Raw genomic sequence first — 24,653 nt, 5'->3', positions numbered from 1 at the left:
TCAGGTACAATGTGGAGGATGACTAAAATACGAAAGGGAATCCAATATGAAAGACCTTACAAAAGGTACTCCGGCGCGGGTCATGATCCAGTTTGCAGTTCCGGTAGCTCTTGGAAATATGTTTCAGCTGTGTTACAGTCTTGCAGATACGCGGGTCGTGGGAAGCACTCTGGGAGAAACAGCTCTTGCGGCAGTGGGAGCTACTGCCTCTGTCAGCACTCTGTTCATCGGTTTTCTCTCCGGCCTGACAAGCGGTTTTTCCCTTCTGATTGCCAGGGAATTTGGAGCAGGCAATCAAAAGGGCGTCAAGGGCTATGCCGCGGGGAGCCTGCTCTTAGGAACCATAACCGCCCTTGTGCTGACGTTTGCCTGTATGGGAAGTCTGAAAACAATCCTTCATCTGTTAAATGTCCCCCAGGAGCTCATGGATCAGGCGGACAGCTACATCCGCGTCGTCCTTATGGGCCTGATTGCTACCATGCTTTATAATGCCTGCGCCTCTGTTCTGAGGGCAATAGGCGATACGGCTGCCCCTCTGCTTTTTCTTATTTTTGCAGCGGTACTCAATGTTGGGCTGGATCTGGCCTTTATCCTGATCTTTGGCTGGGGCGTGGCGGGAGCGGCCTGGGCGACTGTATTTTCCCAGGGGCTGGCGGCCTTTTTAAGCCTGATTTATATGTTCCGTAAATATGAGGTATTCCGCTTTACCCTCCGGGATTTTAAAATATCCGCCAAACAGGCAAAGGCCCTTTATGCCTCCGGCCTTTCCATGGCCGCTATGATGTCGCTGGTCTTTTTCGGCACGCTGTCGCTCCAGTGTGCCATCAATACCTTTGGCCAGGATATCATTGTGGCCCATACAGCCGCCCGGAAGATCACAGAATTTTTCATGCTCCCCTTCAGCGTCATGGGCGTCACCATGGCCAATTACTGCGGTCAGAATACAGGAGCCGGACGCATGGACAGGATCCGCGGGGGCATACGCCAGGCGCTGATCCTGACATGGATCTGGGCTGTTGGGATGATTCTTCTCAGTTTCACCGCATCTCCTGCTCTGGCGGGAATGGTCACCGGCTCGGATAATCCTGTGATCCGCTCTACCGCGGCCCTGTATCTGAGATTCAACACCCTGTTCTACTTCGCTCCCGCCGCCATCTCAATCCTCAGAAATGGTCTCCAGGGCATGGGCGACCATGTGACGCCCGTGTGCTCCAGTATGATCGAACTGGTCGGAAAGATCATTGCAGCCTTCTTTCTGGCAGATATCTTCCAGTATTGGGGCATTATCGTGGCCGAACCTGTCGTATGGGTACTGATGGTGATTCCTCTGATCGCGAAGATGAGAAAGATGGTGAAATAGTATATTGGGAGGGGGCGTTTTACCCTCTCCTTCCCCTCCTGCCTCCCGGCCGGGCGGAGCGTCCCTGTTCAAAGCAGCGCTCACAGATGGAAAACGGATAATCCCAGGAAAGCTCTCTGCTGCAGATGGAGCATTTTCGTGTGTAGCTGGCGCACTCTGTCCGCAGGATGCGGCTGATTTCCTCCTCAGTATGGCGCCGTTCAAGAGAAAGCTCCTCCTCCTTCACCGGCAGACCCACCTTTCTTGAAAACTGGAAATAGAGATCCAGCATTTTATAATAGCTCTCCATATCATAAAGATCCGGCCCCGGATGGTAGGGAAATTCCAGTTCCTCCGCCCCCCGGTACTCCCGGCAGTAATCTCTCCAAAGCTCCATCACCAGCTTGTTATCAATATCTACCGAGCAGGTGATCAGCTTATAGATCTCCTGTTTGGAAAATTCTTCCATATGCTCCCTGTGAATATGCTCAAAACTCATATACAGAGATAAAAGCTCGTCCACCTCCATCTTCTCATAGATCGCAGGGGCCTCCATCCCGGCCCAGATCTTTACAAGGGTATCAATATCCGCAGGCAGGCTTAAAAGCTGCTCCGGGAAGCCCACATATGCCTTCATAATCGGAAGGGGACGGGCGGATAAGCCGTCTTCAATAGTTTCTATATCATCGATGGCGGTCACAAAGCCCTCCTCATACAGACCGAAGCGTCCTGCCCGGCCTGCAATCTGACGAATCTCCTCCGGCAGAAGGCTGCGTCTGGAAGTGCCGTCAAATTTCCGTGTCTCTACAAATACGATCCGACGGATAGGAAGATTTAAGCCCATACCGATGGCATCGGTGCTGACCACCACCTCAGTTTCCCGTTCCAGGAACCGTCGCACCTGTTCCCTTCGGGTGGCCGGCGGCAGGCTTCCATAGATAACGCTGCAGCGGACGCCCTGATTTTCCAGATGGGCCGCCAGCGCCAGAACGGATTTCTTTGAAAATACGATCAGCGCATCTCCCTTTTTCAGATCCCGTTTTAAGGAATAGGGCTTTTTCTCCAGGGTCAGCCGGGTATTGCGCTTATGGCGCACAACCTGAAAGCTGTCTTTGCAGCGGCGGATCATCTGAATCACGATATCCTCTGCCTCCGGAGCCATACACAGATGGATCTCCTCCGCCCGAAGCCCCAATACAGCCCTGGTCCAGTTGTGGCCCCGATAGGGATCGGATGCCATCTGGCACTCATCCACTACGGCCACATCAAAATATTCGTGGTCATTGAGCATTTCTACTGTACAGGCCTGACAGACTGCGCCGGGGATCTCCAGGGTCTCCTCGCCGGTAATCATGGAGCAGGGCACGTTTTCACTGTTTAAGCGGTCATACACCTCCAGAGCCAGAAGACGCAGGGGACCGAAATATGCCCCATGCTCCGCCTGTTTCAGCCGTTCCAGAGCATCATGGGTCTTTCCGCTGTTTGTAGGTCCGATATGGAGAATGAACCGGCGTTTCATGGCCCTGGCTTCGGGGTATTCGTCCTCCGGACGCCGTTTTACCGACTCTCGGATGCCTTTTTTGATGGTCTTTGGAATATAGAACAGCTGATATGCCCGTTCCAGGGAATTTGTAAGAAGATATCTGCGGATCCCCTGCATCTTCAAAACACGCTCCAGCTCCTCCAAAGAAAGCTCCGGCAGGTATTCCAGATCCTTTTTTGCCAGCAGTGCACAGAATCGGTGCATATTGCGGCAGTTTTCCTCCCACTCCCCAAGCTGGGGGCCGGGTTTTAAATGGCCTTCCCTTTTCATCAGACAGGCACAGACCTTGGCAAACATGGCGTGTATGTCATTCAGCTCATTTGCCTTTTCCACCTCCGCCAGTCCTTTTTCCGTCAGGCGGGCCAGACGCTTGCGCATCTCGGCCCCGGTCATAGAGCGGTAGCGCTTGTTGACCGGGCCGAAGAATATTTCTTTATAACAGTCTGCCAGATAACCGGCACATTCTTTTCTGCTGTCCATCCTCTACACCATTGTGGTGTCTACAAAGTGCTCAAAACCGCTGATGCCGAACTGGGCGCTGACACTGTTGATCCCGTCCACGATCTCCTCTCTGGAATAGTTGGCGGTATAGAGGGTATTATCATCCAGCTGGTTTAAATACATATAGAAGGCCAGCGCCATTTCCAGATAGTTTCTGTCCGTGACATCCAGCGCCTCATACAGCTCATTTTCCGCCCCATTGATGTCTCCGGCATCTACCATCTCCTTTAAATGGCGGTAGATACGGTCCGCCGGCGTATAGGCGTCATCCAGTGAAGGCAGTTCATAGTCAATTTCATTCTTTCCGAGAGCCACACCTGCGATCGTGCGCACAAGATCGGTAATGGTCCGCATTACATAATCATCCTGATATCCCATAGCAGTCTCACTCCTGATTGTTAATTGCCGCCCAAGACGCAAAAACCGACGGTTTTCGTTTCTGACAGCGGCATTCTCTGCTAAGTATAGTGGAAATGACAGGCCGCGTCAAGATAGAGAAACAAACCTGCCCGGCTGGATGCGCGCTGTTTTATCCAGCCCTTGACGGTGTTTTTTTCTGATATTATAATGTAGGAAACTGCCGTTTCGCACAGTTTTTCCCTTGTGGATGGCACTTATAATATTCAGAGAAATGGTACTGCCTATGAAATCGAATTACATAAGACGAAAAATACTGTCCCTAATAAAAAGTTTCACAAAAGAGGAAGCCGCAGCCGTGCTTTTGCTTGCCGTCTCTCTTCTCCTTACCTGGTGCGCCAGAAATGTATCCGGCTTTGCCCAGCAGTATTCTGTCACGGTTTATTCCTTCTTAAAAAATACAGTAGGACGGGCCTGTGGACTATTTCCTTTTTCTCTGTCAGAAGCAGGGCTCTATCTTTTATCAGCCGCCTGTGTGTATCAGCTGATCCATTCCTTTCGGCAGCCCCTTTTCCTCTTAAAAAAGGCATTTTTCCTGTCCTCACTGCTGTTTTTTATCTACACCATCAACTGCGGAATCAATTATTACAGGACGCCCTTTTCGGTGGAGGCCGGTTTTTCGGAGAAGTTGGCCGAGGGCAGTTCCCAGAGGGAGCTTTATGAACTGTGTGAGTTTCTAGTTCAGAAAGTCAACGAAAATATCCCTCAGGAGACAGACCCTGACCGCAGTCTGTCCTATTTTCAGAGCATGGGACAGCTGGGGCGGGAAGCTATGAGCGGACTTGGAAATGAATTTCCCCAGCTTGGAGGCTGGTATCCGTTTCCAAAGCCTTTGATCAACTCCCGGCTCTTATCCGTGCAGCAGCTGACTGGAATCTACTCGCCTTTTACCATCGAGGCTAACTATAACCGTGAAATACCATTTTACAATATTCCCCATACCATTTGCCATGAGCTGTCCCATCTAAAGGGCTATATGCGGGAGGATGAGGCCAATTTTATCGGTTATCTGGCCTGTATCGGGTCGGAAGATACGGCTTTTCGCTACAGTGGGTATCTGACTGGCTGGGTATACGCGGGAAATGCCCTGGCCCAGGCGGATTTTGACGGGTATCGCAGACTGTATGGACAGTTAGATCCCCAGGCAGTGCAGGATCTGGGGGAAAATAACGCCTTCTGGGATCGGTTCAAAGGAAAAGTGGCAGAGGCGTCCGCCAAAATGAACGACACCTATTTAAAAGCCCACAGCCAGACCGATGGGATCAAAAGCTATGGGCGGATGGTGGATCTTATGCTGACGTACTACCGGTAAATGGCGGTGCTGAATCTTCCTGTCTGTCAGCCATGCTGTGCTCTTCCTTTTTGAGCAGCTTACGGAAGGTCAGGTCCATTCCCACAGCGCCCAGAGGAGCTGTTATGAGAATGGAAAGCACAGCCACACAGAGAACGAGCTGACCGCAGGGCAGGCCCAGGGCCAGCGGAACAGAGCCAATGGCAGCCTGAACTGTGGCCTTGGGAAGATAGGCAATGATGCAGAACAGACGCTCCTTTCGATTTAAGGCCGTTCCCACCAGGCAGAGAGACACACCCAGGGAACGGAACACCAGCGCCGTCAGGATCATAAGCACGGCCGGAAATCCGGCGTTTAGAGTATAGCGGATATCCACCGCAGCGCCTACCAGTACAAACAGCAGCACCTCAGCGGCAATCCACAGTTTTCCAAATTTTTCTGAAAGCCGTTTGGAAACTGCCGGGCTCTTTCGGTTCAGCACACAGGCCATGCTGACAACTGCCAGAAGGCCGGATAAAGAAACAATGCCATTCAGCCAGGTCTCCACAGCCATAAGGAGAAATGATACGCCCAGCACAATAACAGCCTTCATGCTGTTTCTTATATAATTCCCGCTGGCATAGGCCGCCTCAAAAAAGAGGTTCATGCAATATCCCGCCGCTGCCCCCAACGCTATTCCAAGAAGAACGGACACTGGAATATTGACAAAATCCATTCCATTGGCAGTGCCTCCCTGTGCCATGGCAACAAATGTGGAAAACAGCACAATAACGAAAATGTCGTCGCAGGAGGCCCCGGCCATGATGAGCTGAGGGATGCTCTTATCCGTACCATATCCCTCATCCATAGGCTACACCATCCGCGGAATCACTACTGCTGGAGAGACGGCGCCTAAAACAGCGCCCATAACCGCCGCATCCATCCTTGTAATTCCAAGAATGACGGGAGCAAGGAGTAAAAAACCCAGTATTTCAAAGCTGGCCGGAACACAGGACATCATGACTGCGGGACGGCCTACTTTTTTAAGGTCTGCCAGGTCGAGAGACAGGCCGGCCCTTAAAAGGATGATGATCAGAGCCATCTGCCGCAGGTCTGCGGAAATGGATAAAATGGATGGATCCAGAAGGTTCAGTACATAAGACCCCAGCAGGATACCGGTTATGAGCATACCAATGATGCGGGGCAGTTTAAGCCGTTTGCAGACAGCCGCCAGAGCCAGGCCTGCAAGGAAAATAAATGAAAGGGACGTAAGCATGGATGTTCCTCCTTTAAGTGTAAATATTTTGTGCGTATCGGTTGAGGTTCACCGAGGCCGAAGAAAATGCACAAAAAAAGCTGGTGTTCTTCTGCGACGGTGTAATCACAGAAGTCATCAGCCTAGTAAGCGGTTTAGGGGTATCATTCCCAAGGGAGAACTTCATTCCCGGAAATCATTATACTATCAGGAGATCGGATTGTAAACCGGAAATTGCAGTTTTCGGCATTTTCATCTGCAGTCCGTTGCTTTGCACCGGGAGCGCTGCACCTGTGACAGCATCCTCTCATACATCCATGCCATTAAAGCCAGTATGGCAAGAAGATACGGCGGAAATAAGGCCGGGCTTATGTGGTTGGCGATCAGCCCGAAAAGCGGGGGCATAAGACAGGTGCCTATATAGGCCGAGGCCATCTGGACACCGATCATGGCCTGCGAACGTTCTGCTCCAAAGTTAGCCGGGGTAGAGTGGATAATAGATGGATACACTGGCGCACAGCCAAGGCCTGTTAAAACCAGTCCCAAACGTGCGGTTCCAGTTCCCAGAGGAAGAAGAAACGCTGCCGCTCCCGCCAAAATCAGGACAGTTCCCATGCGAATCATCTGGGAATCATTGAATCTAATGGTTAAAAAGCCGCTGGCAAATCTTCCTGCTGTAATCCCGATAAAAAACAGTCCTGCAAAGCCTGCAGCTGTCTCGGCAGGCAGACCATGGTGCAGAACCAGATAGCTGCTGGCCCACAGGCTTACCGTCTGCTCCAGCGCACTGTAGCAGAAAAATGCAGTCATAATTTCCTTTGCACCCGGGATATGAAGGATTTCCGCTATGGAAAGCTGTACATTGGCCTCTGCCTCCTCACTGTCTAACACAGCCTGCCGGCTGTCCTTGCCTCTGTCTCCCCGATTCCACAGAGGGATACTAAAAAACAGCACTGCCGTAAGAGCAGCCTGAAGCAGGGCTATCAGCCGGTATCCCCTGGTCCAGCTTTCTCCGCCGGACAGCATCTGTCCCATAATATAAGGCCCTAAAGTGGCCCCTATCCCCCACATACAATGCAGCCAGCTCATGTGACGGCTGGCATAGTGCAGGGCAACATAGTTATTTAAAGAAGCATCCACACTGCCTGCCCCCAATCCATAGGGAATAGCCCACAGGCACAGTTCAAGGTATGAATCGCTTACCGAAAATCCCAGAAGCGCGGCTGCTGTCATCAGGACGCTGAATGCGGTTACTCTTCCCGTTCCAAACTTTTTTGTCAGCCGATCGCTCAGCAGACTGGAAATAATCGTACCGCAGGCGATGATCATAAAAATGATGCCGGAATAAGAAACGGGAACAGAAAGCTCATGATACATGGAGGGCCACGCAGAGCCCAGCAGGGAATCAGGAAGCCCCAGACTGATGAATGCAAGATAAATAATGGCTAATAATAAATGAAACATCTTTATTTCCCCTGATATATGATGTGTATTGGCAGTAATTCAGGAAGAGGCGATGCCATTCGAGAGGAACCGGATCATATTTTCACGAATCCTGATGGCCAGGTCAGCCGGATCCATTCCCCGCAAACCGGCTGAACATTTTATCGTCTGTTCCAGGGAGGCTCCCACCGGGCGCACCGGGGCGGCAGACGGCAGCGTATTTTTTATTCCCATTTTCTCTCCCTCTTTAAGTGCCCATTCCACCGCCCCCAAACCGTCCGTTTCCGCCAGGATCCGGTTCTTTGGAACTCTCCGGGCCGCCTCCTGTACAGCCGGGTTCCAGACTACATCCGGCCCGATGGACACATAGCAGTCCTGCTCCAGATATTCATCCAGAAAGCGGCTGCAGGAATACCAGTGCACCAGATAGCGGTTCGGATAGTCTCTAAGAATCCGGGCGATTTCCTTTTCCTGTGCCTTCGTGTGGAGTACCGCCGGCTTTTTCTGCTCCATGGCAAAGGCCAGCTGGCGTTCAAATGCCTCCCTCTGAACCTTCACAGGCACATCGCACCAGAGTGTGTCCATACCGATCTCACCGATCACCGGATATTTTTCCATAAACGGCATCATGTCCTCCACAGAGGCCTTCCCGCTGTTCCAGGGATGAAGGCCCGCCGCAGGAATAAGCGCCTGTATGGCTCCAGGCCATTTTAAAATCTCATCCAGTCGTTTTGCATCCTCTGGCTCCCCTGCGCATATCATGGTCATGATCCCATCCCGAATCCGTTCCCGCGTCTCCTCTTTTGTACCTGTATGAGCATGGGCGTCGGTTACTACAATATGCCCTCTCTGTACCGCTGTCATTCTCCCATCTCCTCTCCTGAATGGACAATCCGACAAAAATCCCCCAGTCCGTGCGCTTTAGTCATTTTTCCCGCCGCCCATAATCTCCCCATAGATCCGCTGACGCAGTTCTCCCTGACGAAAAAGCCAGTCACGGCTTCGCTCGGCCTCGGTGATCACGATTTCGCTTCCTGTCTTTCCCGTGGCAGGATCCAGAATCAGGATACGGTCAGAGAGATAGATCGCCTCATCTATATCGTGGGTCACTAAAAGCACCGTTCGATTCATTCTGTCCCGAACTCCCAAAAGCCAGTCCTGCATCTCCCCCCGCGTGATCACATCCAGCGCTCCAAAGGGTTCATCTAAAAGCAGAATATCCGCATGGCACAGCAGGGTCCTTAAAAATGCTGCCCGCTGACGCATCCCTCCCGACAAAGCCGAGGGATATTCATTCTCATACCCCTTAAGACCGAATGCACCCATCTGGGCCATGGCCTCGCCCTTCATCTGCTCCAGTCCGCCGTGGATCCTGCCGTAAAGACACACATTTTCCAAAATGGTTTTCCACGGGAAAAGCAGGTCATTCTGAGGCATATAGGCGAAATGCTCCGTAATCCCCCGGATCCTCTGGCCATCTGCAAATACCTGGCCTCCCTCCGGTGAAATCACACCGGTGAGAAGCTTTAAAAGAGTGGATTTGCCGCAGCCGGACGGGCCTAACAGGCTTACAAACTCACCCTCCCTAATGGAAAGATCCAGACCGTTTAGTATTTTCTTATTTTCATAGCTGAATGTAAGACCGGAAATCTCTAATTTCATTATCTCTTGCAGGAAAACAGGCCTGCTTCCTCCTTTTTATATGCACTTGCAGTCATTCCTCTGCCCCATCAGTGAATCACATACCCGGCCGAAGGCTGCCCTCCTATAGCGGATGGTTCCTTTACTGCGGAAGAAATTCGTTGGTATAGCACTCCCCAGCCGGAACCGCCTTGTCGATCACGCCGTATTCCACCATAAAGTCCGTGTAATTATCCCACACAGAGTCCTTCATGGAACCCCAACGATCTGTGTCCTCCATATATTTGCCTGCCAGATATTCCTGAGACATGGTAAGCATTTCCAGAGAATAGTCAGGCGCGTATTTTTGAAGGATCCTGGCGCTTTCCTGAGGCTGCCTGATTGCGTACTCATAGCCCTTTGCTGTGGCAGCCAGGAATTTTTTTACCATTTCCGGTTTGTTTTTTAAGGTATCCTCATTGGCTATGATCACCGGGGTATAGTAGTCCAGACGCTCATCCAGCCGGCGAAGCTCCATATAGTTAATGGGGAAATCGCTGAGTTTGCATTTTACATTGTCCCAGCCCTCAAAAAACCACATGATATCTGCTTTGTCTTTGAGCGCCTCAAAACCGGAACCGTCGGAGATTACCATGTTCAGCTTGGAAAAGTCGCCTCCATCCTTGGCCATCACCGCTTTTAAGACTGCCTCCTCACCGGGGCCGCCCCAGCCTGCATAGGTTTTCCCCTCAAAATCCTTGGGAGAATGAATGTCCTTGTCCGCGTAGGTTACAAAGCCTGACGTATTGTGCTGGATCAGAGCTGCGATTGCCTTAATGGGAAGGGGATCCTGTGAAGTACGCGCCACAGTCACATCCTCCTGATAGCTGATTCCAAAATCACCCTTCCCCACGGCGATCAGGGTTGCGGTGGCTCCCTCCGTAGGCTCGATGATATTTACATCCAGACCTGCTTCCTTATAGTATCCCTGATCCAGAGCAGCGTACATCCCCGTATGATTCGTGTTGGCAACGTAATCCAGGATTACTGTAACAGGCTCAAGGGAGGTTTCCGCCCGGTTCCCGCATCCGGCCATTCCTGCCGCAAAAGCGGCCGTCATGGCTGCTGCCGCCGTCATCTTTACCATACTTTTCCAATTCTTTCTCATAATACATTTTCCTCCTTTATAAACGTTTCCTGTGACCTTCGGATACACTTACATCCTGCCGGATGCCTCATTGTCCATCCCGCCGCTGTATCTGCGGTATGGCTTATGCTTTCTCTCATAGGGCAGCCACAGCCGCCCAAGCAGCCTTACGGCCCCGTTCATACAAAGGCTGAGACCGATAATCACTGCCACACAGGCAAATACCTTATCCAGCATATATCCGTTTTTCACCCGCAGCAGATAATATCCAAGTCCTTCCTGCGCCCCGATCCATTCTCCCACCACAGCTCCGCTGATGCTGTAAGTCGCGGCCACCTTAAGCCCTGACAGAAGGGACGGCAAAGCCGCGGGGATCTTTACCAGCCGGTAAGCGCCCCATTTGCCTGCGCCGCAGGAACGGACAAGATGCACATATTCCTCATCTACCCTGCCAAGACCGTCAGAAAAGCTGACTGCAACCGGGAAAAAGCACATCAGCACCACAGTCAGGATCTTCGGCCCAATGCCAAAGCCCATATAAATAATAAAGATCGGTGCCAGAACCAGCATAGGCACCGTCTGCGTCACCACCAGGAGAGGATAAACGCCCTTTTTTACCGCCGGGAACCAGTCCATGAGAATCCCCAGCGCCAGCGCCAGAATAAAGGATATCCCGATTCCAGCCAGAGCCTCCAGCGTAGTTACTGCCCCATGGCCCGCCAGCGTCTCCCATTCTGTTCCAAAAGCGGCAGCCACATCCGTAGGAGCGGGAAGCACATAGAGAGGAATGCCAAAGATCTTCACTGACAGCTCCCACACCGCTAAAAGCCCCATAGCTCCCCCCACCAAAACCGCCCGTCCTCTCCATTCCTTCATTCTCATCATCCTCCTCTGCCGTCATGCAAAAAGCCCCCATCCCGCAGGACAGAGGCCAAAACCATTCTTTACTCTGTATTTCCCTACGTTGGCATTATCCAAATCAGGTTATGGGTCGAAATTACAAATTTCCTCTCAGCCTGTATACAGGCTCCCCTGTTTTCTTATAAATACTTCAAAGCTTATACTATTCCTTTGCTGCATTCTGTAATTCCGGCAGCAGCATATAGTTATTATCCCGATCCGAGTCATCGATCATGGCGTCCAGCTCCCGGATCAGATAGCTGTCAGGCATATTCCTCTGCCACCACCGATATCCCTTGGAGTTCCTGACGCCCTTTGCGTCGATCTCGCGTCCCGCATAATAGTCAATATACACTGCGGCGTAAACCTCCGCCATGGAATGTTCCACCTCGTCTCCCAGGTTCTTTACCACGCCCCGGATCTGGTCAATGATCAGCTTTTGTATATACTGCTCTGACCAGCCCTCAAAATCAAGCAGATTGGGATCCCCGCTGCCGGTGCGCTTCGCCCAGGCAGACACATCCACCGCCTTTGTGGCATATTCCATACTCCCGTCCTTTTTCCACTGGAGTACCGCGTACTGACAGGGAGGTATGCTCAACGCGTCGGTGACAATTTCCATAATGCCATAAGCGCTGTCCGCCACTCCAGGCTCCGCCTTGTGCTTGCGGATACGCTGGACGTGAAGGTGGCCGCTTAGATATAAAGGTAGCTGATATTTCTGCAGCAGTTCAATCACATCTCCATTGTTGTCCATGGCGCACTGCGTTGTGTACATCCGGCTCTGGGCCAAAAGATTGTGATGGCCGATGGGAAGAACATTCATCCCATCCTCCTTCGCCTTTTTCAGCTGCTCGTCGGCCCATTGAAGAGTCTCCTCCTTCAGTCGCCCTTCTACCAGATTTTTGGGTTCATACTGACAGGTGTCAAGCATCAGAAGGCGGTTCTTTTCATCCAGCTGGTATACATAGCTTAGAGAGGCCTCATCCCGGCTGATAGCCTGATCGTAACCGTACATATGGTAAATGTTGTAAAATTCCTCTGGTGTCACCGGATCCGCCGGCGTCTTTTCTGCTCCAAAATACACAGAGGCATTGGTGTTGTTAATATCATGATTTCCGGGGATAACTAATACGGGAATACCGGCATCCTGAACTTTTTTTAGCTTCTCAGCCAGTTCCTCATGGTTGATCTTTTCCCCATTCATGGTAATATCGCCGCTGAGCACCAGAGCCGCAGGATTTTCCTCAATTACCTGATCCATAAAGGCATCCAGAAGCTCTGGAAGATATTCCACCACCTTGCCGTCGCACCGCTCCACAAAAAGCTGAAAGGCCTCTCCCCCATCGTCGGCAGAAGCGCTCTGATAATGAAGATCCGTTGCCAGAATCAGCTTAGGCGGCTCATAGGGCGTTTCCTCCGGCTGAGGCGGAAAGATACCGGGCAGTTCCTTTTTCCAGCCGCTATAGCCGCTGCCCCGTTCCAGAGCAGCCTCCCTGCTCTTTAGCGTCTCAGACTCTGCAGGCTGTGTTTCCTCCTGCGTTTCTGTTTCCTGCTCCCCATGTTCCTCAGACCGGGAACTGCTCTCCTGGGCGGATGTTTCAAACGGCTCCTGGGGATGGGTCATTTTCTTTAAAAGGTGCAGCACCCCAAAGCACGCCATAGCGACTATGACGTACATCACGGCACTTAAGATCCAGGTCTTTCGTTTCATTTCCTTGTTCCCTGCTTTCTGCGCTCCAGGCCGGGATCTATATGATCCCCAGCTCCTTCATGGCATAAGCAATTCCGTCTTCCTCCACGGTCTTTGTAACAAAGGAGGCGTAGGGCTCCAGCACCGGACTGTGGCTGCCCATAAGAATACAGTTGGAAGCATAGCGGAACATGGACAGATCGTTGCTGCTGTCTCCAAACACATAGGCATCCTCCAGACGGATGCCGCAGTGCTTTAATACCTGGTCAATGGCAGTTGCCTTGGAATGGCCTCTGGGCACACACTCATAAAAGCCGTCTCCCCGGTCAATGACCTCAATGTCCTTCATACGCCCGAACAATTCCATGGGCCGGCTGTTCTCATCGGCTCCCAGATAAAATTTGTCAAAGACATAACCGTCCTCCTCCCAGTAATGGGGGATTATGCAGCCGCTGTCTGCCAGAGCCTGCTTTAACTCCTCTACCTTTGGGATCCTGGATGGCGTCTTGTGGATATAGCAGCCTTCCGTTCCCTCTAATACACCGTCCAGGCCGCATTCATCAATATCCCTTTTAATCTGCATCCCCCTATCATGGGGAATGGCATGGCGGTACAGGATCTCACCGTGAACCACCACACAGGTTCCGCATCCGCAGAGATACCCGTCGGCTTCTACCTGAGAGCGGATCTGGGCCAGATGGCAGTACACCCGGCCTGTGTTGATAAACACCTGATGTCCCCGGCGCCTGGCCTCCTTAATGGCCTCCTTCGCGCTTTCTGGAACCTGCCTGGTCTTTTCAGAAAGAAGGGTGCCGTCAATATCAAAAAATAATGCTTTCATATCTCTACTCGTCATCCCTGAATACAATGGTTCCTGCCTCTTCATCCATGCTGTCCACAATCGCAAGGGATTCCAGACGGATCCCTTCTGAGCGAAGCAGATCGCCGCCTACCTGGAATCCCTTTTCGATGACAATGCCGGCTCCCACTAATTCTGCGCCGGAGTCTCTTACCAGCGCTGCCAGCCCCTCTAACGCTTTGCCGTTTGCCAGAAAATCATCGATCAGAAGAACCTTGTCCCCTTTGCCTAAAAATTCTTTGGAAACAATGATATCATATACTCTTCCGTGGGTAAATGACTCCACCTTTGTGGTATAGACCTCTCCTGCGATGTTCTTTGTCTGGGTCTTTTTGGCAAATACCACCGGCACGTCAAAATACTGGGCTACGATGCAGGCAATTCCAATGCCGGAGGCCTCGATGGTAAGGATCTTGTTTACCTCTGTGTCAGCAAATCTGCGTTTAAATTCCTTTCCGATCTCCCCGAAGAGTTTGATGTCCATCTGATGGTTTAAAAAGCTGTCTACTTTCAAAACATTACCGGCTTTGATTTTTCCGTCTTTGCGGATCCGGTCTTTTAAGATCTGCATATATGTATCCTCCTTGATTCACTCGCAGCCCCCCTGGGGTTATTTTTTTGTAACAAGGTGCGCGCCGTAAATCCCTGGCGCGCACCCTTTTTATATGGTATGTTCTGTTTATTCTGCCTGAGAGGACACCTCTATGGTCTGTGCTGCCTCGCCGCTCTCCCCGGATGCCGCCTCTGTGGTATCTGCTGCCTCGCTGCTCTCCTCAGATGCCGTCTCTGTGGTCTGTGCTGCCTCGCTGCTCTCCTCGGATGCCGCCTCTGTGGTATCTGCTGCCTCGCTGCTCTCCTCAGATGCCGCCTCTGTGGTATCTGCTGCCTCGCTGCCCTCCTCGGACGCCGCCTCTGTAGTCTCTAACACCCGTTCGGAAACAGCTGCCGGATTCTCTGCCTCATTATCTGCATTCTCTGCCAGATAACGCATCACCTTATCCTGGAGTACGTATTCATCCGCATTCTCCTGGCCGTACATACTTACCAGAGTATCTTTAGACATACCGTTGTCCTGGGCAAACAGCTCTCTGTCCTCATCGGTCAGCTGATCCAGGCCCTCTTTTGCAGCAATGGCCTCTACTGTCAGTTCCCTCTTGGCGGCCTCTTTTACAGTTGCGTAAATATACTCCTTAAAGCTTGGCTCACTCATGCCGTTTGCCTGCGCCATCTGAGTAAAGGTCATGCCGTATGTCTTAGCCTGATCCGTATACTGCTTTACCATCTGATTGTAGCGGACGGAAAGGCCGTTTCTGGAAAGCTTAAACTGGGAGCTGTCAACCACGTTCTGAAGGGCATCCTCCTCCATCTGCTGTTCTGCGGTTGCCTGCTTCTGCTCCAGCAGGCTCTCACGGATGCTTGCCTTATACTCGTCTACAGTCTGATACTCATCATTTGATACTTTCTTCACAAAATCATCATTGAGCTGTGCGTCCTGCTGCTCCTTTACAGAGTTGACCTTTACCTCGAATACCACTTCCTTACCAGCCAGGGACTGCTCCTTGTAGTCCTCCGGGAAGGTCAGATCCAGCGTCTTTGTATCGCCTTTCTTTGCGCCGACCAGCCCGCTTTCAAAGCCGTCGATCATCGTGCCGGAACCCAGCTTTAAATCCTGATCCCTTGCAGTGCCGCCGTCAAACGTCTCTCCGTCCTTTTTCCCTGTATAGTCGATATTCACTGTATCGCCGTCCTGTGCGGCCCGGTCTACCTCTACCAGGTCGGGGTTCTGCTTTAAAGCTGTCTGGATTTTTGCATCCACTTCCTCATCTGTCACCTCAGGGGCGGCTACATTGATCTTCACTCCCTTGTACTCAGAAAGAGTCACGGTCCCCAGATTAACGTTACCGTCGGCGCTGCCGGAACATCCTGCCAGAATAGACATGGACGCAAGACTGCACAGACAAAATAATGCAATTTTTTTCATAATGGTTTCCCTTTTCTATTTCATACTATTTTCGCCTGCGTTCCATCTGCGGATCTCTCATCCGCAGACAGCACAGGCAGACGCTGTACATAGTTATACCATACAAGGCCGTGAAAAAAAAGCCTTTTATGCATAAAATGCCTTAAATGCCTTATATGTATTGTATACATCCAGCTTGGAGGACAGTTCAAACGGAGCGTGCATGGAAAGAATCGGCACTCCCAGATCCACTGTGTCCACATCCATATGAGCCACATACTTGGCAATGGTTCCGCCGCCGCCGATATCTACCGCGCCAAGCTCTCCTGCCTGCCAGTATACTCCCGCGTCCTCCATAATTCCGATCACCTTTGCCATGGTCTCTGCACTGGCGTCATTGGAGCTGGATTTGCCTCTTGCTCCGGTGTATTTTGTCAGAACGCATCCCTTGTTGATGTAGCTGGCGTTGCGTTTCTCAAATACGTCCGCAAAGGTGGGATCGTATGCGGCATTCACATCGGAGGAAAGGCAGAGAGAGGCTCTTAATACATCCCGCACAGCCACCTTCTCCTGCTCTGCCAGATCCTCGATGTAATGGAGCACATAGTCGGAGTTTAAGCCTGTATTGCCCTCAGAACCAATCTCCTCTTTGTCCGTAAGAATCGTCACCGTAGTATGCACCGGCTTCTTTGTGTCGATCTCCGCTGTAAGAGCTGTATATGCACACACGCGGTCGTCCTGGCCGTATGCGCCGATCAGGCTGCGGTCCAGGCCGATATCCCTTGCCTTGGTTGCCGGAACCAGTTCAAACTCCGCACGAAAGAAATCCTTCTCCCGGATGCCGTATTTTTCATTTAGCAGGGACAGAACCGTAAGCTTTACAGCCTCCTTTATATCCTCTCCCTCATAAGGCACAGAACCCATGATCACATTCAATTCCTCGCCCTTTAAGCCATCCTTTAAGGGACGTTCATTCTGCTTGGCAGCCAGATGGGGAAGCAGATCTGTAATGCAGAATACAGGCTCATCCTCCTTCTCTCCAATGCAGATCTCAATCCGTTCTCCATTCTTCTTTGCCACTACTCCGTGGATCGCCAGCGGCACGGTTCCCCACTGATACTTGCGGATTCCACCGTAATAATGAGTCTTAAAGTAGGCGATATCTTCCTTTTCGTAAAGAGGATTGGGTTTTAAGTCCAGTCTGGGGGCGTCGATATGGGCACCGTTGATGCGCAGTCCTTCCTTTAAAGGCTTCGTTCCGAAGGTAGTGGCGATCACAGCCTTTTCCCGGTTTACAAAATATACCTTATCACCGGGCGCATAGGTTTCTGAGCGGTCAAACAGCCTGTAGCCTGCCTCCTTCAGCATCCTAACCGCCTCTTTTACACACTCCCGTTCTGTCTTTCCTGTGTTCAGGAACTCCTTGTAGCCCTCACAGTATTTATATGCCTGCTCCTTCTGCTCCGGAGCCTCTTTTGCGATATGAGGCGCGGACCAGGTAAGCTCTTCCTGAAGCTTCTGTGCTTCTGTCTTGTTTGCCATTGTGTTTATCCTCCTGTAGGTTATTGATTTCATTTTCAAAACTCCGAGCCAAATCCCTAAAGCTCAAAGGTGCGGGCCGCAGCCTGCTTTCTTCTCTCCGAACCGAACCGCCGGTGCACGGCGTCCAGCAGCAGGGCGGATGACTGGGGATCCTCTTCCCTCTCAGCCGCCTTGAGGGCCGCAGCCAAAAAGGACGCATCTGCCTCCTCCTGGCAGGAAAGCCATCTTAAAATATCATCCTCCCTGCGGGTCATAAGCCCTTTTACGGCTTCCATGGGGTGCTGTTTTAAATAGTCCCAGTACCCTCCCTTCCATTCCTCCGTAAGTCCATAGGGCCAGTAGAGGCGGTAAAGGGCCAGCTGCGTCACAAGCTTTGGCCGCTCCACGATTACCGCATTGGGAAAGAGCCTGTCATACTCCCTGAACAAAAACTCCGTCCCTGAAAAACAATAGCGGTACATATGGCCGCAGCCGTGCATCTTTCGCATAATGATCCGGGCCGGGGTGTTTTCCACGGAATCCTCGAAAAATTCCGGAAAAATCAGCTTCGCAAGAAGCCGTCCTTCCTCGTCCAGATATTCCACAGTCAGTTCCTGGCGAAGCTCGGACAAAACCTCCTTAAAACAGGACTTACTGCCGGGAACTATCCGAATCCGCAGGGAGTTAATACCTGTACAGCCGGTAAACACCCCTGCTCCCCAATCCTGCACCGTACTCCCAAACGACAGCGTCTTTAGTTCAGAGCAATTATAAAAAGCATAGGCTCCCACTTTTTTTAGATGCTGCGGGAGCGCTAACTCCTTAACAGCCCGTCCGCAAAGCTGGGGTTCCTCCCTCAGATGATCCGGCGGTGTCTCCCTCCCCCGAACAGTCTGTGAAAAAAGATACCGTTCCAGCTCCGTTACCGGCATCCCATCCATATAATCCGGAAGGACGGGAGCGCCGTCCAGGGTATAGCAGCGCTCCAGGCAGATCCCATCCGTTGTTTTCCTATATAATAATTCCATGATAACAGTTTACCCATTTTGGGGGATTTTTTCAAGATAATTTTTTATCTGGAAATGAGAATACCCCTGTGCATACACACAGGGGGACTCTCTTTAGTCTAAAATACGTCCGTCCAGCGACAGCGTCACTGACTGCCAGGGCAGGAATTTCCCGCTTGCTTTTAAGGCATTGACAGCCGCCTGCTCCAGGCCTTTGCAGCATGGAACCTCCATACGGACAATGGTTACGCTTCTAATATCATTTTGGGAAATAATCTGGGTCAGCTTCTCGGTGTAATCTCCCTCGTCCAGCTTGGGACAGCCCACGATCGTTACTTTACCCCTCATAAAATCCTGGTGAAAACGGGCATAGGCATAAGCGGTGCAGTCAGCGGCGATCAGCAGCTTCGCATCTTTAAAATAGGGGGCGTTCACCGGCACCAGTTTGATCTGAACGGGCCACTGGCGAAGTTCAGAGGCCGGAGCCGTATACGGTTCTGACGCTTCTGTCTGAGCCCCTTTGGCATCTGTCTCATTCTCCTGGGTGCGGTTAAAAAGCTGCATCCGGCTTCCAGGACAGCCGCCTGCCACTGCTTTATGGGCCGCCTTTCTCTTTTTATTTTCCTCCACTGCTGCCTCGTCATAGGCTGCAGCCTCCCGTTCCACAAAGGAAATGGCCTCTGTGGGACAGGCCGGCAGACAGTCACCTAAACCGTCGCAGTAATCGTCCCGCATCAGCTTTGCCTTTCCGTCTACCATGGCAATGGCTCCCTCATGGCAGGCTTCGGCACAGAGGCCGCATCCAGTACATTTTTCTTCATCAATGTGAATAATCCTTCTTATCATATGGTTCCCTCCGGCATGAATCTTGACTTTATGACCGGAGTATACTACAATCAACCCCAAAAGTATGTTGTTTCTACAACAAAAGGAGATAAAATGGATCTGAATTTCTTACAAAGCACCCTGCTTTTTCAGGGCTCGTCCACAGAAGAAATCGGCGCTATGTTAAAATGTCTGGGCACAAAGGAGCAATCCTTTTCCAGAGGAACTGTCATCCTGCACGCAGGAGACACCGTCCGTTCCATCGGCCTGGTGCTGGCAGGCCGGGTACAGATTGAAAATGACGATCTCTGGGGCAATAAAAGCGTTCTGGACAGCGTTGGGCCGGGGCAGGTTTTCGCTGAAACCTACGCCTGCATACCCGGCGAACCCATGATGGTCAGCGCCGTGGCGGCGGAAAACTGTGACATCCTCTTTTTAAATGCCAGCCGGGTGCTGACTTCCTGTCCCTCGGCCTGTTCCCATCACAGCCGACTGGTTCAAAACCTCCTGCTTCTGTCAGCCCGAAAGAACCTGAACCTGTCCAGACGCATTTTCCATACCTCTCCAAAATCCATCCGGGGGCGTCTCCTGTCCTATCTGTCCTTTCAGGCTGCGGTGCATCAGAGCAGAGAGTTTACTATCCCCTTTAACCGGCAGCAGCTGGCAGACTACTTAAGTGTGGACCGCAGCGCCATGTCGGCGGAGCTTGGACGGATGCGGGATGAGGGCATACTGGAAACAGAACGGAACTATTTTCAGCTAAAACAGAGCCTTTAGCCTCAAAAGCCGGGACATTTTTCGGAAAAACCTTGCCACCGCCCCGGTTCTCATGTACAATCGACTGGAATATGCCTGACACTTAACAGCAGATATAAGGAGTTTGAACGAAACATGAGTATTTTAAATGTAGAACACTTAAGCCATGGCTTTGGAGACAGGGCCATTTTCCAGGATGTGTCCTTCCGTCTTTTAAAAGGAGAGCACATCGGCCTTGTGGGTGCAAACGGAGAGGGAAAGTCCACCTTTATGAACATCATCACGGGAAAGCTGATGCCCGACGAGGGAAAGGTAGAGTGGGCAAAAAATGTAAATGTAGGCTACCTGGACCAGCACACAGTCCTCGAAAAGGGAATGACCATCCGTCAGGTGCTAAAGAGCGCCTTTGCACCCTTATTTGATATGGAGGCGAAGATGAATACCATCTGCGACCGCATGGGCGAAGCAGATGAGGATCAGATGAACGAGATGATGGAGGAGCTTGGCACCATCCAGGATCTTCTCATGGCTCACGACTTCTATGTCATCGATTCCAAGGTAGACGAGGTGGGCAGAGCCCTTGGTTTAGACGAGATCGGAATGGAGCGTGATGTAACAGAGCTTTCCGGCGGCCAGAGAACCAAGGTACTCCTGGGAAAGCTGCTGCTGCAAAAGCCGGATATCCTGCTCCTTGACGAGCCTACCAATTATCTGGACGTCCAGCACATCGAATGGCTTAAGCGGTATCTTCTGGACTATGAGAATGCCTTTATCCTTATTTCCCATGACATTCCATTTTTGAACAGCGTCATCAATCTGGTGTATCATATGGAAAACCAGCGTTTGGACCGGTATGTGGGAGATTATGATAAATTCCAGGAGGTCTACGCCGTGAAAAAAGCACAGCTGGAAGCAGCCTATAAGCGGCAGCAGCAGGAAATTGCAGAGCTGGAGGACTTTGTGGCCCGCAACAAGGCCCGCGTTTCCACCCGGAATATGGCTATGTCACGGCAGAAAAAGCTGGACAAAATGGAAGTGATCGAACTTGCAAAGGAAAAGCCGAAGCCGGAGTTTCATTTCCTGGAGGCACGTACAGCCGGAAAATATATTTTCGAGACAAAAGAGCTTGTGATCGGCTACGACGAGCCTTTATCGCGCCCCTTAAATCTGGTGATGGAGCGAGGCCAGAAGGCAGTGCTGGTTGGTGCAAACGGTATCGGAAAGTCCACGCTTTTAAAGAGTATCCTTGGGCTGACTCCGGCGCTGTCCGGTTGTGTAACTCTGGGAGATTATCTGTCCATCGGATATTTTGAACAGGAAATGGCTCCGGGCAACACAAATACCTGTTTGGATGAAATATGGAAGGAATTTCCATCCTATACCCAGTATCAGGTACGGTCAGCCCTGGCAAAATGCGGCCTGACTACCAAGCACATCGAGAGCCAGGTACGGGTGCTAAGCGGCGGCGAACAGGCAAAAGTGCGGCTGTGCAAGCTGATCAACCGTGAATCCAATGTACTGCTCCTTGACGAGCCCACCAACCATCTGGACGCGGACGCCAAAGCGGAGCTTAAAAGGGCATTAAAAGAGTATAAGGGAAGCATCCTTCTCATCTGCCATGAGCCGGAGTTTTATGAGGGGCTGGCAACGGATGTGTGGGATTGCAGAGACTGGGCGCTGCGTCTGTCATAGGCAGCGGTTTCAGATATGCAAAACCGGCATACAGCTGCAACAAAATCGCAGCTGTATGCCGGTTTTTAATATTCTCTTCCCGCCTCAGTCTGCCTCAGAGGGCGGCTGCCTGGCGGGGATTCTTATCCATCTGATCCTGCTCCCGGCGGATACACTTATTTTTGCGCCGGCAGATAAGCTCTGCCAAAAGGATCATAGCCAGCCCTATAAATATCCCTTTATTTCCCATATCCAGCATGGAAATGCATCCGGTGACAGCTCCGGTGATAAAGCTTGTAACCGTCCAGGTATAAAACCAGGCCCTGTCCAGCATGGCCTCCTCCCGGTCCAGGACATACTGAGTCCAGCTGAGCACGCACTGTTTCAGATTGTTGGTTGTAAAGATACTGGCACTGTTATATCCTCCGGCTCCTGAAAATGTCCCCCACTGGAAACTGGATGCAATAAAAACAGGATAAAGGCGGATTATAGCAGGTATCCCCTCAGGCAGAGTCAGTGACAAAAGGAGACATCCCCCATCTACCATCAGAGAAAGACGTTCCATATCGGGTTTTAAAAAACGCTTTATCAGAAATGATACTGCCATGGAAAGGCAGAACAGAATCAACGCCCCAAGACGAAGGGATACCTGAAACAGGTCGCCGCCTACCAGTTCCTTTGTCAGGCTCATAATATTTCCAGTCTGAGCAGAGGCAAAATTGCCCTCAAAACCGCAGATCGCGCAGGTTCCCATAAAACCGCCGATACAGGTCATATTGTAATGCAGCAGCTTTTCAAGCTTTACTTTTTGCGTCTGTTCCATGTTTTTAGCTCCTCATCCTTATCCTGCTGTTCCTGTTGATATTATATCAAAAAACAAATACAGCGTCATTCTGCAAAAGTAACATTTTTTAAACGTTTTTAAATAAGTTTTAAGGCGGGTTTTAAACCGTTTCAGTCCCTAAACTTTCCGATTCTGCCGTTTTAAACCAGTCAAAGGCTCCTCCGGAAGGCTCCATCTGAAATTCCAGCCGTTTTCCTGTCACAGGATGGGGAAAGACAAGACGGAAGGCACAAAGGGCTAAGGGCGTCGGCTTGTGAGGGGGGAAAGAATGGGGGAGGACGCTGGTTTTCTCACTGCCGGCGCAAAGGGATACTGTCCCATATTTTTCATCTCCGTACAGAGGGATTCCCCGGCTGGAGAACTGAACGCGGATCTGATGGTGGCGGCCGGTGAGAAGGCGGATCTCTACGAGACTGTATATTTTTTCACCTTCCTCCTGGCGCTCCGTCTGTGCTGCAACGCGGTATTTCAGTTCTGCTCTCCTGCTCCCTTCCGCTGACTTATCCACAATTTCCGATCGGTTTTCTCCCTGTATTTGTCTGAGGTAATCCACATATGTCCCCTGATTATCCACAGGTTTTCCACATACCACTGCCTTATACCATTTTTCCATCTTCCCTTGCTGCATCAAGGTACTAAGTGCCCCCGCGGCAGTTCGGTTCTTAGCATATACCATGATTCCCGGCACAGGACGATCCAACCTGTGGATAACTCCTACATACGGAGGCTGGGCACGATTGGGCCTTGTGGATGATTTTGTGGCTAATTTGTGGATATTTTGTGGATTTCCCAAAGGTGCGGCAAGATACCGCCGGATCTCGCTTACCATATCCCTTGCAAAGCCTCTGGCCGACTGGGATTCTATCCCTGCCGGCTTGATGACTGCCAGAATATCTTTATCCTCATATAATACAGAAAGCATAGTAAATCCTTTCCTATCAATTACTTTGATATTAAACGTATTTTGTAACGATTCAGGATCAAGTATTTTCCCGTCGTTCTGAACAGCTGCAGTATTTTTTCAAAAGTATTGCATATTTTTCGTATTCCGTGTATAGTATGTATTACGGTATTATGTAGTATTAAAAACTACATAAATTAGTTATTATAACTTTATGTTAAATTCTACGATTAAAAAGGAGGTATCTGCAATGGCACAGAAAATAAAACGCAATATTCTCAAAATAAAAGATCCCGGCAGCGCCCTGACTCATTTCACAGCCATGATTCTGGCAGCGGCAGCGGCGGTTCCCCTTCTCATCAAGGGTTCCCGTTCTCCGGCGCAGTTCCATCTGGCAGCTCTGGCAGTTTTCATCCTGAGTATGGTAGGACTTTATGCAGCCAGCACCATCTATCATACGCTGGACATTTCCCCAAAGGTGAACCGCCTGCTGCGCAAAATCGATCACATGATGATTTTTGTGCTGATCGCCGGCACCTACACTCCGGTATGCCTTATTGTGCTGGGGGATGAAACAGGCTGGTTCCTTTTGGGGCTGGTATGGATCATTGCCTTTTTGGGAATCCTGATCAACGCCTTCTGGATCACCTGTCCCAAATGGTTTTCCTCCATGGTGTACATTGCCATGGGCTGGGTATGTGTCCTGGCATTTTCAAAGATCCTCACTGCCCTTCCTAGGGAAGGATTTATATGGCTGCTGGCAGGAGGCATCATCTATACCCTGGGCGGCATCATTTACGCCCTGAAGCTGCCTGTTTTCAATTCCAGGCACCGGTACTTCGGTTCCCACGAGATTTTCCATCTCTTTGTTATGGGCGGCAGCCTCTGCCATTATATGATGATGTATCAGTTTGTCGCATAAAGATCAGCTCCTCCTTTTTCTTTCGGGGGAGCTGTTTTATTTGATATTCCCGTTTCATGGCCTCTTCCTTCGTGGAAAAGGCCTCATAATAAACCAGAACCACCGGTCTGCGGGGCCTGGTGTATTTTGCTCCTTTTCCCTCATTGTGGGCCTTTAAGCGCCTGTCCAGATTGTTGGTCCAGCCGCAGTAGTAGGTTCCGTCTGCACATCGCAGAATATAGGTGTAATTTTCGTTCATTTGTCTTATCCGGTTTCTATG

General features: G+C 51.0%; 22 protein-coding genes, 1 pseudogene and 2 riboswitches. Of the genes and pseudogenes, 5 read left to right on the top strand and 18 right to left on the bottom strand.

Features of this window, described 5'->3' with window-relative positions; all coding sequences use genetic code 11:
- Window positions 1–46: 46 nt before the first annotated feature.
- A complete protein-coding gene (locus HW447_RS08315) occupies window positions 47–1,360 on the top strand; it encodes an MATE family efflux transporter (protein WP_176254856.1) in 1,314 nt (437 codons plus the stop codon).
- A gap of 19 nt (window positions 1,361–1,379) precedes the next feature.
- Here the strand turns inward: HW447_RS08315 and HW447_RS08310 are convergent, their stop codons facing one another.
- Both HW447_RS08310 and HW447_RS08305 read right to left on the bottom strand, forming a co-directional pair.
- Window positions 1,380–3,362, bottom strand: coding sequence for a helicase-related protein (locus tag HW447_RS08310; RefSeq protein ID WP_176254855.1), 1,983 nt, complete (start codon window positions 3,360–3,362; stop codon window positions 1,380–1,382).
- 3 nt (window positions 3,363–3,365) lie between these two features.
- Window positions 3,366–3,761 (bottom strand): DUF6483 family protein, encoded by a 396-nt coding sequence (locus tag HW447_RS08305; protein WP_176254854.1) that lies wholly within the window; start codon window positions 3,759–3,761, stop codon window positions 3,366–3,368.
- A gap of 292 nt (window positions 3,762–4,053) precedes the next feature.
- On the opposite strand from HW447_RS08305, the gene HW447_RS08300 reads away from it, so the two are divergent.
- On the top strand, window positions 4,054–5,112 hold the full coding sequence (locus tag HW447_RS08300; protein ID WP_390471213.1) for a DUF3810 domain-containing protein: 1,059 nt from the start codon (window positions 4,054–4,056) through the stop codon (window positions 5,110–5,112).
- Here HW447_RS08300 and HW447_RS08295 read toward each other — a convergent pair.
- The 13 genes and pseudogenes from HW447_RS08295 to HW447_RS08235 all read right to left on the bottom strand — a co-directional run bounded on the left by HW447_RS08295 (window position 5,090) and on the right by HW447_RS08235 (window position 19,321).
- Window positions 5,090–6,346, bottom strand: a pseudogene (locus HW447_RS08295) (cation:proton antiporter). The gene HW447_RS08300 and the pseudogene HW447_RS08295 sit on opposite strands and share 23 nt — an antisense overlap.
- Before the next feature lie 101 nt (window positions 6,347–6,447).
- Window positions 6,448–6,525, bottom strand: a riboswitch (Fluoride riboswitch).
- Window positions 6,526–6,577: 52 nt separating this feature from the next.
- On the bottom strand, window positions 6,578–7,789 hold the full coding sequence (locus tag HW447_RS08290) for an MFS transporter (protein WP_176254852.1): 1,212 nt from the start codon (window positions 7,787–7,789) through the stop codon (window positions 6,578–6,580).
- 39 nt (window positions 7,790–7,828) lie between these two features.
- Window positions 7,829–8,632, bottom strand: coding sequence for a TatD family hydrolase (locus tag HW447_RS08285; protein WP_176254851.1), 804 nt, complete (start codon window positions 8,630–8,632; stop codon window positions 7,829–7,831).
- 57 nt (window positions 8,633–8,689) lie between these two features.
- Window positions 8,690–9,430, bottom strand: a complete 741-nt coding sequence (locus HW447_RS08280; protein ID WP_176254850.1) for an ABC transporter ATP-binding protein — start codon at window positions 9,428–9,430, stop codon at window positions 8,690–8,692.
- 121 nt (window positions 9,431–9,551) lie between these two features.
- Window positions 9,552–10,556 (bottom strand): ABC transporter substrate-binding protein, encoded by a 1,005-nt coding sequence (locus HW447_RS08275; protein ID WP_176254849.1) that lies wholly within the window; start codon window positions 10,554–10,556, stop codon window positions 9,552–9,554.
- A 48-nt stretch (window positions 10,557–10,604) separates the two neighbouring features.
- Window positions 10,605–11,411 carry an ABC transporter permease gene (locus tag HW447_RS08270; RefSeq protein WP_243176248.1) on the bottom strand — a complete coding sequence of 269 codons (807 nt, stop codon included), beginning with the start codon at window positions 11,409–11,411 and terminating at the stop codon, window positions 10,605–10,607.
- A 63-nt stretch (window positions 11,412–11,474) separates the two neighbouring features.
- Window positions 11,475–11,579: riboswitch (TPP riboswitch) on the bottom strand.
- A 19-nt stretch (window positions 11,580–11,598) separates the two neighbouring features.
- On the bottom strand, window positions 11,599–13,149 hold the full coding sequence (locus tag HW447_RS08265) for a metallophosphoesterase (RefSeq protein WP_176254847.1): 1,551 nt from the start codon (window positions 13,147–13,149) through the stop codon (window positions 11,599–11,601).
- 37 nt (window positions 13,150–13,186) lie between these two features.
- Window positions 13,187–13,996, bottom strand: coding sequence for an HAD family hydrolase (locus HW447_RS08260; RefSeq protein ID WP_390470982.1), 810 nt, complete (start codon window positions 13,994–13,996; stop codon window positions 13,187–13,189).
- Complete coding sequence (locus HW447_RS08255) at window positions 13,974–14,558, bottom strand: xanthine phosphoribosyltransferase (RefSeq protein ID WP_176254845.1); 585 nt, start codon at window positions 14,556–14,558, stop codon at window positions 13,974–13,976. The genes HW447_RS08260 and HW447_RS08255 overlap by 23 nt, the downstream gene beginning before the upstream one ends.
- 108 nt (window positions 14,559–14,666) lie before the next feature.
- The gene (tig, locus tag HW447_RS08250) at window positions 14,667–15,968 is read right to left on the bottom strand and encodes a trigger factor (RefSeq protein WP_176254844.1); all 1,302 of its coding nucleotides are present in this window, start codon (window positions 15,966–15,968) and stop codon (window positions 14,667–14,669) included.
- Window positions 15,969–16,094: 126 nt separating this feature from the next.
- Window positions 16,095–17,489 carry an aminopeptidase gene (locus tag HW447_RS08245; RefSeq protein ID WP_176254843.1) on the bottom strand — a complete coding sequence of 465 codons (1,395 nt, stop codon included), beginning with the start codon at window positions 17,487–17,489 and terminating at the stop codon, window positions 16,095–16,097.
- Between the two features lie 56 nt (window positions 17,490–17,545).
- Entirely contained in the window at window positions 17,546–18,496 is a 951-nt protein-coding gene (locus HW447_RS08240; protein WP_176254842.1) for a leucine-rich repeat protein, read from the bottom strand.
- 93 nt (window positions 18,497–18,589) lie between these two features.
- The gene (locus HW447_RS08235) at window positions 18,590–19,321 is read right to left on the bottom strand and encodes an ATP-binding protein (protein WP_176254841.1); all 732 of its coding nucleotides are present in this window, start codon (window positions 19,319–19,321) and stop codon (window positions 18,590–18,592) included.
- 93 nt (window positions 19,322–19,414) lie between these two features.
- Between HW447_RS08235 and HW447_RS08230 the strand changes: the two genes are divergently transcribed.
- On the top strand, window positions 19,415–20,077 hold the full coding sequence (locus HW447_RS08230; RefSeq protein ID WP_176254840.1) for a Crp/Fnr family transcriptional regulator: 663 nt from the start codon (window positions 19,415–19,417) through the stop codon (window positions 20,075–20,077).
- 114 nt (window positions 20,078–20,191) lie between these two features.
- Complete coding sequence (locus HW447_RS08225; RefSeq protein WP_176254839.1) at window positions 20,192–21,748, top strand: ABC-F family ATP-binding cassette domain-containing protein; 1,557 nt, start codon at window positions 20,192–20,194, stop codon at window positions 21,746–21,748.
- Window positions 21,749–21,842: 94 nt separating this feature from the next.
- Here the strand turns inward: HW447_RS08225 and HW447_RS08220 are convergent, their stop codons facing one another.
- Both HW447_RS08220 and HW447_RS08215 read right to left on the bottom strand, forming a co-directional pair.
- Window positions 21,843–22,550 (bottom strand): YoaK family protein, encoded by a 708-nt coding sequence (locus HW447_RS08220; protein WP_176254838.1) that lies wholly within the window; start codon window positions 22,548–22,550, stop codon window positions 21,843–21,845.
- A gap of 121 nt (window positions 22,551–22,671) precedes the next feature.
- Window positions 22,672–23,493 (bottom strand): RluA family pseudouridine synthase, encoded by an 822-nt coding sequence (locus HW447_RS08215; RefSeq protein ID WP_176254837.1) that lies wholly within the window; start codon window positions 23,491–23,493, stop codon window positions 22,672–22,674.
- A 229-nt stretch (window positions 23,494–23,722) separates the two neighbouring features.
- On the opposite strand from HW447_RS08215, the gene trhA reads away from it, so the two are divergent.
- Window positions 23,723–24,394, top strand: a complete 672-nt coding sequence (gene trhA / locus HW447_RS08210; protein ID WP_176254836.1) for a PAQR family membrane homeostasis protein TrhA — start codon at window positions 23,723–23,725, stop codon at window positions 24,392–24,394.
- Here trhA and HW447_RS08205 read toward each other — a convergent pair.
- Window positions 24,342–24,632: a GIY-YIG nuclease family protein gene (locus tag HW447_RS08205; RefSeq protein WP_176254835.1), complete on the bottom strand. Its 291-nt coding sequence runs from the start codon at window positions 24,630–24,632 to the stop codon at window positions 24,342–24,344. The two genes, trhA and HW447_RS08205, sit on opposite strands and share 53 nt — an antisense overlap.
- Window positions 24,633–24,653 lie beyond the last annotated feature (21 nt).

The sequence above is a fragment of the Enterocloster alcoholdehydrogenati genome (assembly GCF_013282095.1).
Lineage (GTDB): Bacteria > Bacillota > Clostridia > Lachnospirales > Lachnospiraceae > Enterocloster > Enterocloster alcoholdehydrogenati.
This window is presented reverse-complemented; position numbering and strand designations above follow the sequence as displayed.